The sequence below is a fragment of the Acidiphilium iwatense genome (assembly GCF_021556475.1).
GTDB classification, from domain to species: Bacteria; Pseudomonadota; Alphaproteobacteria; order Acetobacterales; family Acetobacteraceae; genus Acidiphilium; species Acidiphilium iwatense.
Genome location: NZ_JAKGBZ010000025.1, coordinates 18,631 through 31,615 on the forward strand (window position 1 = coordinate 18,631; position 12,985 = coordinate 31,615).

Below are 12,985 nucleotides of genomic sequence, written 5' to 3' on the forward strand. Positions count from 1 at the left end.
CGACACGCCTTGATCTAAATCAAGGCGCGTCCGCCTTCCGCGTGTTCACATGATGCGGTTGTCGTTGCGGCACGGCATGGAAATACTAGGAGAAGCAGGCTCATGGCGGAGACGGAATTCCCGGTTCTGCTCGCGACCAATGTGCTGGGGCTGCTCCCCGCGCCGGCTCTGACGCGTGCCACGGCTTTGCTGATGCGTCGGTTTGGCCGAACGTATCCTCGGCTGTTCCGCGCCCTCGCGGGCCACGAGCCCTGCACGATCGGTATCGAACCGACCGATCTGGCGCATCGTTTCGTGCTCCGCTTCGGGGGAACGCCAGTGTCGCTGGTGCCGACATTGACCTTGGAGCAGCCCTTGAATGCCTGCGTAAGAGGCCGGTTGGCAACATTGGTGGGGCTGCTCGAAGGCAGACTCGATAGCGATGCGCTCTTTTTTTCCCGAGAGATCGTCATAACCGGGGAAATGGAAGCGATCGTCAGTCTGCGTAATGCCCTCGATCGCGAAACCGTCAATGTGTTCCAAGCGGCAACCGCACTGTTCGGACCGGTGGGGCATCCCGTCAGGCGGGTGGCGCTCATGCTGGAGCGGCGACTCGCCGCAGCGCATCAGCGCCTGACCATGAGGCACGAGGCGCTGCACGCGGCACGACGAGAAGAACATTCCATCGCCACGTATTGCGCGCGGCAGGAAGCAGAGTTGCAGGCATTGAGAACGCGCATAGCCAAGATTGAAGCGCAAACCAGGCGACGGAATCCAATCGGTGCGGTGACATGACGCGCTATCTCGAACTGGTCTGTCCGGCGGGCACTCCTGCCGCCTTGCGCGTTGCGGTCGACGCTGGAGCCGACACTGTCTATTGTGGCTTCCAGGACTGCACCAACGCCCGCAACTATCCTGGCCTGAATTTCACCCGCGAAGATTTACGTGGCGGTATCGCCTACGCCCATGCCCGCAGTTGCCGCGTCTTCGTCGCAGTAAACACGTTTCCCCGTGCCGGCGACTTCGGGCCATGGCAGCGCGCGATCGATGACGCTGCTGCCTGCGGCGCAGATGCGGTTATTCTTGCCGATCTTGGCGTGCTCGATTATGCGACGTGCCGCCATCCGAACTTGCGACGGCACCTCTCGGTGCAGGCGGCCGCAGCCAGCCCGCTCGGGATCCGATTCTACCGGGACGCCTTTGGGATCAGCCGCGTCGTGCTACCGCGCGTGCTGTCGGTCGAAGAAGTCGCGGCGTTGATCGGACAAACAGGCGTCGAGGCCGAGGTGTTCACCTTTGGCAGCCTCGGTACGATGGTGGAGGGGCGCTGCTTTCTCTCCTCGTACATGACCGGCCGCTCACCGAGCAGCGACGGTGTCTGCGCTCCGGCTGAGTGTGTCTCCTACCGTGAGGACGGCGATCGCCTGGTCTCCTGTCTCGGCGACGTCATGATCAACCGGTTCGCGAGCGATGAGCCGGCGGCCTACCCGACCCCCTGCAAGGGTCGCTTCCTGGTACATGGCCGTCCGAGTTATCTGTTTGAGGAACCGACCGGCCTCAACGTTATTCCGCTCCTCGCGGAACTCAAGGCGGCCGGGGTAACCGCCCTGAAGATCGAGGGCCGCCAGCGCAGCCGCACCTATGTGGCCACCGTCGTCACCGCTTTCCGCCGCGTCCTCGACGCGCTCGCTGAGGGCGCGTCGCCGGCGCCGATGCCCGACGTGCTGCGCGCCGTTGCCGAAGGGGGACGCGAGACATTCGGCGCCTACGCGAAGGGGTGGCGATGAGCTGTTTAACCTTGGGGCCGCTGCAGTTCCACTGGCCTGCACCACGGCGGCGAGACTTCTACGCTCGTATCGCTGACGAGGCGCCAGTCGAGTGCGTCTATCTCGGTGAGGTGGTTTGCAGCAAGCGTCTCCCTTGGTTCGAGAAAGACCTGCCGAAGATCGCCGAGCGTCTGCGCCGAGCAGGAAAGCAGGTCGTATTCTCGACACCGGCGTTGATCATCACCGATCGTGAGGTCGCGATGATCCGCGCGCTCTGCGAGACAGGCGATCTGATCGAGATCAACGATCTCGCCTGCCTGCAACTGCTAAATGGGCAGGCATTTGTCTCCGGCCCTCTGGTAAACGTATTCAATGAAGGTACGCTCGATGTCCTTCTCCGTCTGGGTGCCATACGGGTGAACACGCCAATGGAACTATCCATCGACGCGATCGCCACGTTGGCGGCACAGAACCAAGCGGGCGAGATTGAAGTGTTCGCGTTCGGCCGCCAACCGCTGGCCATCTCACAGCGCTGCTATCACGCGCGCGCACATGATCTGCACAAGGATAACTGCCAGTTCGTCTGTGGCCAGGATGCGGATGGTCTGGCGATCGCACAGCTTGACGGGCGTCCGCTGCTGGCGATCAACGGCACGCAGACCCTCTCGCACGGCCATGTCGCTCTGCTCGACGAACTCGCCGATCTCCAGGCAGCAGGCGTCACCCATTTCCGTCTTTCGCCTCACGCACTCGACATGGTCGAGATCGCCACACTCTACCGCGCCGTGCTCGACGGCACCTGCGATGCAGAGGAGGGCCTCACGCGCCTGCGTGAACACACCGCGCCGGTCCCGTTTGTCAATGGCTATCTGCACGGGCGCGCCGGGGTGGACTGGCAGCCAGGCCGGGCTGGATAGCGGAATGGCAGCGACGTTCTGGGCACCACACTTGGCGGCCATTAATCACGGGAGCATCCTGAGTATGGATTGTAGCGGCAGAGTCATCACCAAAAGCTTCAAGCGGAGCACCGGCGGAAGCGAGCATTACATCATCGTCGAACCGCCTGCCGATCTCGGCCTCACCGAGCAGGTCGCCTGCCTTGAGCGACGCTATGATGAGACACGGCAGGAACTCGGTCTGCCGGCCGGCAGCGCCGTGTTTCGGCGATTATTCGTCAGCGATGCGATGAACCAGATACCCTTGCTGCGACACAGCCGCCTGACAGCGGATGAAGATGGCTCTCCTGTTGCGCTGTCTCTCATCCAGCAGCCACCCCTCTCACGAACCAAGCTTTCTCTTCTTGCCTATCACGTCAGTGGGGCACCTGATCTCTCCAAGTGCCGGCTTACGTCTCGGCATGTCGTGGTCGAGAAAAATGGCCTTGCTCATCTCTGGACAACAGGTCTCTGCCCGGCATCGGACGATAAGCTGGTGCCTGCGACACAACAGACACGACAGATGTTCGATACTCTTATCAATACGCTCGATGGCCTCGGTGGCACGCTACGCAATAATTGCGTCCGCACCTGGATTTACGTCAAGGACGTCGACGTATTCTATAACGACATGGTGACGAGCAGGCGTGAGCTGTTCCTTGAACAGGGCCTGTCAGCAGAGACGCATTTCATTGCCAGCACCGGCATCGAGGGTGCCTGCGCGCACCGCTTCGATATAGTAACGATGGACGCCTACTCGATCCTTGGCCTCGCACCACAACAGGTCTCCTATCTCAATGATTTCGATCATCTTTGCCCGACGAAGGACTACAACGTGACCTTCGAGCGTGGCACCCGCATCGCTTATGCCGATCGCGCCCATCTCTTTATCTCGGGAACTGCCAGCATTGATAGCGCCGGGCAGGTTGTTCATCCCGGAAATGTGTCGCGCCAGTTCGACCGCGCACTCGATAATGTGGAGGCACTTTTGCGCGCCGGCTCGGCGGAGCTCAGTACGCTGATGCACCTCATCGTCTATCTGCGTGACCCAACCGACCATCCACGGATCAAAGCGGCATTGTCCGAGCGCTTGCCCGGCGTCCCGACGATCATTGTACAGGGTTCGGTTTGCCGGCCGGAATGGTTGGTAGAGGTCGAGGGCATGGCCATCGCCGATAACGAAGATCCGGCGCTTCCAGGTTTTTGATCTTCCGAGTCTTCGCATTGCTTGGCCGGTGGATTGTCGTCACATGCGACCAGACACGAAGCACGTGTCGGTTTGCCAATAGACACTTACCAGGAGGTCTATACGTGAGCGATATGCCGACTAATCCTGCCGAGACATCACCGTTGCGACTCAAGACGGGGCTGGCCGAAATGCTCAAGGGCGGCGTCATCATGGATGTCACCACTGCAGAGCAGGCCAAGATCGCAGAGAAGGCCGGTGCAGTGGCCGTGATGGCACTCGAGCGGGTGCCCGCACAGATACGAGCCGAGGGCGGCGTCGCAAGAATGGCGTCTCCGAAAAAAATCAAGGAGATCATGGTTGCCGTTTCGATCCCGGTGATGGCAAAATGCCGGATCGGCCATTTCGCCGAAGCGCAGGTACTTCAGGCTCTCGGCGTAGATTTCATCGATGAGTCGGAGGTTTTGACCCCGGCTGATGAAATGCATCATATCAACAAGCACGCCTTCGCGTCTCCTTTCGTCTGTGGAGCACGCAACCTCGGCGAGGCTCTGCGGCGGATTGCCGAAGGAGCCTCAATGATAAGGACGAAAGGCGAGGCCGGCACCGGCGACGTGGTGCATGCGGTCCGGCACGTCCGGCAAATCGCCAAGGATATTCGCGCTTTGACTGTTCTGCACGAGGATGAACTGTATACCGCTGCAAAGGAATTGGGGGCGCCGTACGAGTTGGTAAGATTGGTCGCCGATACCGGACGGCTGCCCGTGCCAAACTTCGCGGCCGGCGGTATCGCGACCCCTGCTGACGCGGCGCTCGTCCGCCATCTCGGTGCAGAAGCGGTATTTGTGGGATCCGGCATCTTCATGATGGACTCACAGAATTTTGCTGACCCTGGCGAGGCACAGTCACGCGCAGAGGCAATCGTCCAGGCAACAACGCATTATGACAACCCGCAGATTCTTGCCGAGATCAGCGAATCCTGCCTCGGAGCCATACGTGGCCTTGCTGCGTCTACTTTGGAAGAGGGAGCGTTGCTCCAGACACGAGGCTGGTAGATCATGCCGATAACGGGATTGGCCGAAATACCTCTGAAAATCGGCGTTGTGGCATTGCAGGGCGATTACGCGGCACATGCGGAGGCTTTGCGCAGTAGTGACACCGAGATCGTGTCGGTCCGCGAGACAGCAGAATTGGTTGATCTGGACGGCTTGGTGATTCCGGGTGGGGAATCGACCGCGCTCCTCAAGCTGCTCACGCGCGAAAATATGTTTGAGGCCGTGCGGGAGTTTGCTGCGGCCAAACCGGTGTTCGGTACCTGTGCCGGCTGCATTATCCTCGCCAAAGAGGTTCTGCCGCCGCCGCAGCAAAGCCTTGCAGTTTTGGATATAATAATACAGCGCAACGCTTACGGCCGACAGATCGAATCCCGTGTTGCCATGGGAGATTGCGCTTTCTCCGGTGGGGGGCTCGAAATGGTCTTCATCCGCGCGCCGCGTATCGTGAGGGCAGGCTCCCGCGTGGAAATTCTGGCACGGTATGGAGGTTTCCCCACCTTGGTTCGTCAGGGCAACATACTCGCAGCCACCTTCCACCCTGAATTATCCGCGGATCGCCGGATCCACCGCTTTTTTTGCGCCATGATCCGCGGTGGACAGCCTTGTCTAAGTCCAGGTGTGCAAATGGGGAACTTGGGCAGAAGGCATAACGAGACGCACGAGCGATAACGGTCATCTTGTTACTGTCTGAATAGGTCAATATGGCGAAATTTTCGAATTTTCGGAAATTTAATGCGGCGACGCAGGCGGAATTACGGCGCGTCGCGGCAACAAGAGAGGGGATGGGCAAGATGCGGATCGAGACGGTCAAGCGCCAGTTGACTATCGGGACCCGCGTTCATGGCAGTTTCGACTGCTGAGCTATACCGCCGAGGTTATTCGGCGGACGATAGCAACCTCGTTCAAACAACCCAAGATGCCCCGCGCCGGACAGGCGCTCCGTATCGGACGCTGGGAAAGCTACCGATCTCTGCATTCCGACCCAAGATCAATATTAACGCTTGGATAGAATATAGCTACAAATTTGAATTCATAAAGCTTCTTTCGGGGACCATAGCATGAGTGATGAATCTATCAATCTTGTTCTCGATCATCTCCGAGCCTTGCATTTGTCCGTTCTGGCACTTCATGAGGACAATCGGGAGATGAAGACTCGGCTCAATGAGGTCTATTCCGCTGTGGTGAGCCTTCGGCGCGATCAAGCCAACGATGCCGAGATCGTCCATCGAATGCAGATCATCGTAGATCAACTCAGTGAGCGGGTTGAGCGTATCGAGCACCGCCTTGATCTGCGTGAGGTTTACGAGGCTTGATCTCATGGTTTTCATGTGATCTGGATCAATGACATTTACTAAGCAGTGGTGTTTTCTGGACGAGAATCAAGAGCCTTGTATGGAGGTTGGATAACTGGAGTTTAGAATGGAGCTCCGATATTCCGCGAAAACCGAGGCCCTGCGCGCACGCGCCGCGGATTTCATGGCCGAGTACGTCTATCCCAACGAGCAGGCCCTGTTCCACACAGCGCACACCCAGGCTGAGCGCTGGACGCCACTCGAACTGCTCGGCGAGATCAAGCAGAAGGCCAAGGTGGCTAAGTTATGGAACCTGTTTCTCCCGGAATCCGAACACGGCGCCGGACTGACGAATGTCGAATACGCGCCGCTCGCCGAGATCATGGGGCGCAGCCCGTTCGGGCCGGAAGCGTTTAACTGTTCCGCACCCGATACCGGTAACATGGAGGTGCTGACCCGCTACGGTACGGCCGAGCACAAGGAGCGTTGGTTGAATCCGTTGCTCGCCGGCGAAATCCGCTCTGCCTTCGCGATGACCGAGCCACGCGTGGCCTCATCGGATGCGACCAATATCGAAACCGAGATCAAACGCAACGGCGATCATTACGTGGTCAATGGTCATAAATGGTGGGCCTCCGGGGCGCCTGATCAGCGCTGTCATATCCTGATCGTGATGGGCAAGTCTGACCCCGGGAACCCGAATCCACACAAGCAGCAATCCATGATCTTGGTGTTGTTCCCGCACCCGGGTGTCATCTTGAAGTGTGCGCTGCCGGTGTTCGGCAGTGATGACGTGCCGCGCGGCCATGCCGAGATGATTTTTGAAAACGTTCGCGTCCCCGCCGCTAATATCCTGCTCGGCGAAGGCCGTGGCTTCGAGATCGCCCAAGGGCGCCTTGGACCAGGACGCATCCATCACTGCATGCGCTCGATCGGCGTCGCCGAGCGCGCTCTCGAACGTATGATCCACCGCCTCGAATCGCGCACCGCCTTCGGCAAGTCCGTCGCCGAACAGAGTGTGTGGCGCGAGCGAATCGCCGAATCGCGCATCATGATCGATCAAGCCCGGCTACTAACGCTCAAAGCCGCGCACATGATGGATACAGTGGGCAACAAGGAAGCCCGCGCCGAAATCGCCATGATCAAGGTCGTCGCCCCCAACGTCGCGTGCAAGATCGTCGATTGGACGATTCAAGCCTTTGGCGGTGGCGGCGTGGCCGATACCTGGCTGTTCACCTCCTACGCCCATCAGCGCACGCTGCGCCTCGCCGACGGGCCGGACGAAGTGCATCGCGACCAGCTCGCCCGGCTCGAACAGCGCCGCCACCACCACACCGACCCTGCGCGCACCGGCGGCTACGCCAGTGTGATGATCGCCGATGGCCTCGCCGCACCGAGATTTCCCCTCTGAACCGAAGTTTTCACGATCAAAACCCCGGAATAGCCCATAATCTTTTTCGCCAATGCCATGCGGTACCCATAACCATCATCATCGGGCCACCTTCTTGGGAAGCGCCCATCATGGCCCACTTCTGCTGTTCATCCTGCTTGCCGCAAGGCTTTCTCCATCGGTTGTTGGGCTACGTGGTAGGCTTCTCAAGGATCGAGGCGTAGTGGTAGGGTGGCAATTCCACGACCCGCTTTGGTAGCAACCCGGCAGGCTCGGCCGCCGCCGCGACATCCTCCGGCGTCATCCGCATTGCGGTCTTCGGTCCCCGCGGTTGGCCGAGGACCGTAGTTTCCTCGCGCGGGCGCCGGTGCCAGTTGACCACGACGAACCGACCGCCCGGTCGCAGCGCTGCGGCAACGATGCACGAAAGCTCCGCCTTGTCGGGAACGCCATGGAAGGTATTGGCGATCATAACGAGATCCAAAGGTGCTGGAACCAACCGGGCCAGGTCGCAAGCGTCGCCTGTGATGAAGACGCAGTTCTTCACCCCCGCCGCAGCGGCCCTCGACCGTGCCAAATCCACCATCTCCCGGTCGAGGTCTATGGCGACGACACAGCGCACCATGCCGGCCAGGGGAATGGTGAACAGCCCGTTGCCGCAGCAGAGATCGACGGCGTCCGTCCCAGGCTGGACGTCGAGTTTGGCAATCACCTCGCCAGGGCGCGGCCAAAGCGCCTGCCACCAGTCAGGATCGGGCATCGCCGTGGCCGGGAACAGCCTCACACTCATCGCGCACCTCCTGTATTTTCGCTGTTACCCGCATTCCGCACGTAAGATCATTGACTAAGATCAAAGCAGTGCGTGTCTCCCTCGGTCAGACCCCAGATTTCGTTCTTGAGCGCTGCTCGGCTGACTGGCTGACCACCTGCACGGCAAAGACATTTCAGTAGCGCCGTCTCCTTGTCCGTCAGGAGGATCCGTTTGTTCCGCTTGGGATTGATCAAACTCTTCTTTGCTGGATGAAATGTATAGGGGCCGATCCGTAACGTCACGGCTTCGCTCCTCTCGAAATTTCGCAAATGCGCCCGCAGCCGAGCTAATAGCTCATCCATTCTGAGTGGCTTGACGATATAGTCATCCGCGCCTGACTTCAGGCCACGCACCACATCCTTCTCATCCGGTGAGGTAGAGACGATGATCATAGGCATTTTCTTACCTTGTCGGCGGATCTCGGACGAGAATGTCAAGCCGTTCAATTTTGGATTATCAAAATCGAGGATCACGGTGTCGAGACATCGATCTCTATCGGCCAGGGCCGCTTCAGCATCAGCAATGTTGCTTACTATCTGTGGGGAAAAATTGTTCTCCACACTCAACTTCTCAGTGAGAGCAATCCGCAAATCATTATCGGCAGTTACAATCAAGATTGGGCGCGCGTCCGGCATGTTCGTCTTTCCTCGGGGCTATCGGCACTTCGCCTTCGATGATTCGAATCGTCAGTATTCAGCCGGATCATTATATGATCGCGGCGGGATACCAACCCATCCGAATGAGATGCTCCGTTACGTAGAGCGTAGCCGTCGATTTGGCCCGAGGCACTCCAGAAGTCCAACTTCGCCCGCTTCAGCCGCTCACGCTATAGAGCCCACACCGGAAGCCATACGCATACGGTTGAGAACCATATCTATCGAATGCGTCAAAAAATGGCATTGGATGCCGATCTGGCTGATCTGCTTGTCTCGGATCACGCTGGTTACCGATTGAGGTACGGCAGTGAATCCCCCCGCAGTGTTTCACGTTGCGGTGCAAAAAGCGAATAATGCGCTCCGATTAATCGCAAGCAGAGGTATTTTGAGATCGTACAGCGTCCGTACCAGATTGGAGGGCGAGCTTAGGCGCTGTTGGACAATTACCGCTCCAGAACGGGTCCGCTTGGCGTGATTGTGTAATTCCACTCTCCGTGGAATTCGTGGCGGAGGATTTTGACGGTTTTGAGTTCTTCGTCGGGCACCTTCACGCCTGCGGGATAGATGTTGGGATCAAGTTCGCAGCGGACCGTTAGGCCGGCTTTGGTCGTCGTGGCGGCGATGAGTTGGACGATCACCTGATGACTGACGAGCGGCTTGCCGCGCCAATTTCCGGTGATGAACGAAAATAGCCGATGCTCGATCTTGTTCCACTGTGTGCCTTGCCAAGGCGCATCGATGTCGTGGGTGCAAACCCCACCCGGCAACTCTCGCTCCAGCCGGAAGCCCCCGGAGCGGATCAGGAGGCGACGAATGGTCTGAAGCACTTCGGGAAAAGGTCCCTTTTGGGGATCAACGGGCCATACGGGCCGCAGCAAAAGCGAACATTATTGAGGCCTCGAAATGATCAATGTGAGCGCCGACCCACCAGTGGAATGGGGAGGCCGCCGCCATCAGGCAAGCGAGCGAGATACGCCCTTGATGGGCTCACCGGGGTAAAGATGGCAGCACGTATGGCAGAACATCAGTGTGCAACAAGGGAAGTCTGTCCTGGTGACCACGGTTGGCAAACCGACTGGTCAACGGCGACCCCGTGAGGGTCAGCGTCGGCCGGGGCAGATGGCGGATGGGCCCGTAGTACCGATGACGCCGGGTAATGCCGGTCGAGGAAAGGGGCCCTGACCTGCGAAAGGTGAATCAAGTGATGAGACCTCGGAGATTGGCCAAAAGCCTAACAACTCCGCTCGAAAGGGTTCGGAAATTACAGACCTCACTACAGGCGAAAGCTAAGGCTGAACCAGCGTATCGTTTCTATTCCCTTTGGGACAAAGTCTGTCGGGATGACGTCATCGAAGAAGCCTACCGGGCATGTCGTCGTAACGGCGGCTCGGCAGGTGTCGATGGGGTGAGTTTCGCCCAGATCGATTCCTACGGAACGAAACAATGGCTGGAAAAGTTGCGTCAAGAGCTGCGCGACGGCGAATATCGTCCGCAGCCCTTGCTGCGTGTTTGGATTCCAAAGAGTAACGGAAGTCGGCGTCCGCTCGGCATTCCTTGTATTCTCGACCGTGTGGTCGAGATGGCGGTTTTGCTGGTAGTGGGACCGATCTTGGAGGCGGATCTACTGGGTAACCAGTATGGATTCCGTCCGGCGATGGACGCCAAAATGGCGGTTCGCAAAGCCTTCTGGCACATCACGGCCCATGGACGAGCGGAGGTGGTGGACGCTGATCTCAGCGACTACTTCACCTCGATTCCGCACGGCCCCTTGATGCGCTGCGTGAGCCGGCGAATTACGGACGGGAAACTCCTCTCCGTAATCAAAACCTGGCTCACGGCACCGGTAATCGAGCGTGACCAGCGCACGACCCGATGCACGACGGAGGCAAAGGACCGGCATCGGGGAACCCCCCAGGGCTCTCCGATTTCACCTTTGCTGGCGAATCTCTATTTCCGTCGCTTCCTCCTGGCCTGGGAAGCGTTCGGTCACCGCAAGCGACTCGACGCCCACGTCGTCAACTACGCCGATGACCTCGTCATCTGCTGCCGACCCGGAAACGGACCGGCAGCACTGGCGACGATGCGGCAACTGATGACGAGGCTCGGACTGACGGTGAACGAAGCCAAGACGCAACTGGTGCGACTCCCCGAGGGAAACTTCGATTTCCTAGGCTATTCCATCAGTTGTTTCTATGGCAAAGACGGCGTGCCTTTTATCGGCACGGTCCCGTCTCGGAAATCCGTCCACCGACTACTCCAACGAATCCACGACGCGACAACGCCATACAAGCATGCCGAAAGTCCAGAACTACGGGTCGCAGCAATCAATTCGCTGCCCCGCGGCTGGGCTGCGTACTTCAACCAGGGACCGGTTCTCCGGGTCTACAAAGTTGTGCGCTGGTACACCCAACGGCGTTTTCAACGCTGGTTGACACGACGAAGCGGACAAGCGGGCACCGGATATCGCCAATATCCGGATGAGTATCTCTACGAGACTCTCGGCCTCTATGCCTTACCGCTACGCCGCGCTGACCTGCCGAGCACGAAGGCCCAATGACGCAGGTGAAAGCTGGATGCGGGTGATCTGCACGTCCAGTTTGACGAGCGGCGACTGGAAACGGAGCTATGCCAGTTCGGATTGAGGGGGCGACGCGAAAGCGCCGCCGATAACCCACCGGAAGGCTAACGCCACCGCGCCAGTCGTCGACTCTACTGCTCGTGCCGGGCGGCAGGTGATGCACGGTGATGGCGAGGCCGAGTTCATCCGCCAGTTTCTGGAGTTCGATTTTCCACAATCGCACGCGTGAACCATTGCTGCCGCCGCCATCGGCGGTGATCGTGAGCGATGTCGCGTGCGGGTAACGCACGCTGCCCATCAACGACCACCAGCGCCTGATGGCATTGACCGCGAAGCTCGCCGTGTCATGGCCGACGCCGACGCTGACCCAGCCGGCGTTGTCGCCGATATCGTAAACGCCATAGGGCGCGGCGCGTCCAAGTTCTGGAATGAGGAAATCGTGCACACGCACTTGTTCAGGCGAACCTTTTGGAGCCCACTCGCGGCCGGCGTTCTTGAAATCGCCGACCAGCTCCTTTTTCTTGGTGTCGACGGAGATCGCTGGCTCACCCGCGTCGAGCGCCGCTTTCACGCGATCGTTGATATAGCGAAACCGCGCATCGCGATCTGGATTATGGGTTCCCTCGCGCGTCTTGCGGTTGGCCTGCAGGCTATAGCCCAGCTTGCGCAGCAGATCGCCAACCAGATTATGGCCAATCGCGTGACCAATGCCGCGCAAACCCTCGGCCAGTTTGCGCAGACTTTTCGAGGTCCACAGCAGCGGAGATTCGGGATCGCCGCGCGTCGCCGGATCGACCAGACGACGAAGATCGTCCAGCAGGCTGGCGTCGGTCTCGCTCAACGGCTTGCGTCCGCCGCCGGCGCGGCGCACGCGCTTGTCTTGCAACATTGCGCCGTCGCGAAGTTCGGCGAGCGCGCGTCCAATCGTGCTGCGCGCAATGCCGGTGGCGCGAGAAACCGCGCTGACGCCGCCGCGACCCGCGGCCAAGGCTTCCGCCGCGGCCAAGCGCCGCCGTCCCCGCTCATCCAGCAAAGGATCGAGCGCCTCAAACCGCAACCGGATCGCCGATTCGTCAATCACGCCGCGATTCTATAAACTCGGCCGCGCGCTGGGAATCCCAAGACTTCCAAAAAATCGCAATTCGATTCAGTTATTTATCAACAACGCCTTAGCAATCACCTCGCCAGGACGCGGCCAAGCGCCTGCCACCAGTCAGGATTGGGCATCGCCGTGGCCGGGAACTTCAACCCAATAGGTTCAGCATAACCGTCTGGGACACCTTTGATGAAATCCTCGCAGCCTGAGCCGCCGCCCGAAACTCACTGATGGCCGACCA

11 protein-coding genes and 2 pseudogenes are annotated in these 12,985 nt (G+C 59.4%); 9 read left to right on the top strand and 4 right to left on the bottom strand.

From position 1 onward, the window contains the following. Positions 1-102 precede the first annotated feature (102 nt). The 8 genes from ubiT (at position 103) to L2A60_RS12825 (ending at position 7,624) form a co-directional block, all read left to right on the top strand. Positions 103-774, top strand: a complete 672-nt coding sequence (gene ubiT, locus L2A60_RS12790) for a ubiquinone anaerobic biosynthesis accessory factor UbiT (RefSeq protein ID WP_235704797.1) — start codon at positions 103-105, stop codon at positions 772-774. After that, positions 771-1,766 (top strand): ubiquinone anaerobic biosynthesis protein UbiU, encoded by a 996-nt coding sequence (gene ubiU, locus L2A60_RS12795; RefSeq protein ID WP_235704798.1) that lies wholly within the window; start codon positions 771-773, stop codon positions 1,764-1,766. Before ubiT ends, ubiU begins: the two co-directional genes overlap by 4 nt. Then, complete coding sequence (ubiV, locus tag L2A60_RS12800; RefSeq protein ID WP_235704799.1) at positions 1,763-2,662, top strand: ubiquinone anaerobic biosynthesis protein UbiV; 900 nt, start codon at positions 1,763-1,765, stop codon at positions 2,660-2,662. The genes ubiU and ubiV overlap by 4 nt, the downstream gene beginning before the upstream one ends. A gap of 4 nt (positions 2,663-2,666) precedes the next feature. After that, on the top strand, positions 2,667-3,887 hold the full coding sequence (locus tag L2A60_RS12805; RefSeq protein WP_235704800.1) for a Rid family hydrolase: 1,221 nt from the start codon (positions 2,667-2,669) through the stop codon (positions 3,885-3,887). Positions 3,888-4,000: 113 nt separating this feature from the next. Beyond that, a complete protein-coding gene (gene pdxS / locus L2A60_RS12810; protein ID WP_235704829.1) occupies positions 4,001-4,921 on the top strand; it encodes a pyridoxal 5'-phosphate synthase lyase subunit PdxS in 921 nt (306 codons plus the stop codon). A 3-nt stretch (positions 4,922-4,924) separates the two neighbouring features. Continuing rightward, a complete protein-coding gene (gene pdxT / locus L2A60_RS12815; protein ID WP_235704801.1) occupies positions 4,925-5,590 on the top strand; it encodes a pyridoxal 5'-phosphate synthase glutaminase subunit PdxT in 666 nt (221 codons plus the stop codon). A gap of 389 nt (positions 5,591-5,979) precedes the next feature. Continuing rightward, positions 5,980-6,234, top strand: a complete 255-nt coding sequence (locus tag L2A60_RS12820) for a hypothetical protein (RefSeq protein WP_235704802.1) — start codon at positions 5,980-5,982, stop codon at positions 6,232-6,234. A gap of 106 nt (positions 6,235-6,340) precedes the next feature. Further along, positions 6,341-7,624, top strand: a complete 1,284-nt coding sequence (locus tag L2A60_RS12825; protein WP_235704803.1) for an acyl-CoA dehydrogenase family protein — start codon at positions 6,341-6,343, stop codon at positions 7,622-7,624. A gap of 169 nt (positions 7,625-7,793) precedes the next feature. Here L2A60_RS12825 and L2A60_RS12830 read toward each other — a convergent pair whose 3' ends face one another. From L2A60_RS12830 to L2A60_RS12840, 3 genes and pseudogenes are all read right to left on the bottom strand, one after another. Next, positions 7,794-8,393, bottom strand: a complete 600-nt coding sequence (locus L2A60_RS12830) for a class I SAM-dependent methyltransferase (protein WP_235704804.1) — start codon at positions 8,391-8,393, stop codon at positions 7,794-7,796. 47 nt (positions 8,394-8,440) lie between these two features. Continuing rightward, positions 8,441-9,049, bottom strand: coding sequence for a response regulator transcription factor (locus L2A60_RS12835; protein ID WP_235704805.1), 609 nt, complete (start codon positions 9,047-9,049; stop codon positions 8,441-8,443). Positions 9,050-9,513: 464 nt separating this feature from the next. Beyond that, positions 9,514-9,789 (bottom strand): annotated as a pseudogene (locus L2A60_RS12840) (ISAzo13-like element transposase-related protein); the annotation flags it as partial. Between the two features lie 500 nt (positions 9,790-10,289). Between L2A60_RS12840 and ltrA the strand changes: the two are divergent. Further along, positions 10,290-11,627: a group II intron reverse transcriptase/maturase gene (gene ltrA / locus L2A60_RS12845; protein WP_235704806.1), complete on the top strand. Its 1,338-nt coding sequence runs from the start codon at positions 10,290-10,292 to the stop codon at positions 11,625-11,627. Between the two features lie 157 nt (positions 11,628-11,784). On the opposite strand, the pseudogene L2A60_RS12850 reads toward ltrA, so the two are convergent. After that, positions 11,785-12,729 (bottom strand): annotated as a pseudogene (locus L2A60_RS12850) (ISAzo13 family transposase); the annotation flags it as partial. Positions 12,730-12,985: the final 256 nt, after the last annotated feature.

Excerpts from the sequence above, each read along its gene's own strand:
- L2A60_RS12820 (WP_235704802.1), top strand. The coding sequence starts at position 5,980 with ATGAGTGATGAATCTATCAATCTTGTTCTCGATCATCTCCGAGCCTTG.
- ubiT (WP_235704797.1), top strand. The coding sequence starts at position 103 with ATGGCGGAGACGGAATTCCCGGTTCTGCTCGCGACCAATGTGCTGGGG.
- L2A60_RS12835 (WP_235704805.1), bottom strand. The coding sequence starts at position 9,049 with ATGCCGGACGCGCGCCCAATCTTGATTGTAACTGCCGATAATGATTTG.
- pdxS (WP_235704829.1), top strand. The coding sequence starts at position 4,001 with ATGCCGACTAATCCTGCCGAGACATCACCGTTGCGACTCAAGACGGGG.
- L2A60_RS12805 (WP_235704800.1), top strand. The coding sequence starts at position 2,667 with ATGGCAGCGACGTTCTGGGCACCACACTTGGCGGCCATTAATCACGGG.
- pdxT (WP_235704801.1), top strand. The coding sequence starts at position 4,925 with ATGCCGATAACGGGATTGGCCGAAATACCTCTGAAAATCGGCGTTGTG.
- ubiV (WP_235704799.1), top strand. The coding sequence starts at position 1,763 with ATGAGCTGTTTAACCTTGGGGCCGCTGCAGTTCCACTGGCCTGCACCA.
- L2A60_RS12830 (WP_235704804.1), bottom strand. The coding sequence starts at position 8,393 with ATGAGTGTGAGGCTGTTCCCGGCCACGGCGATGCCCGATCCTGACTGG.
- L2A60_RS12825 (WP_235704803.1), top strand. The coding sequence starts at position 6,341 with ATGGAGCTCCGATATTCCGCGAAAACCGAGGCCCTGCGCGCACGCGCC.
- ubiU (WP_235704798.1), top strand. The coding sequence starts at position 771 with ATGACGCGCTATCTCGAACTGGTCTGTCCGGCGGGCACTCCTGCCGCC.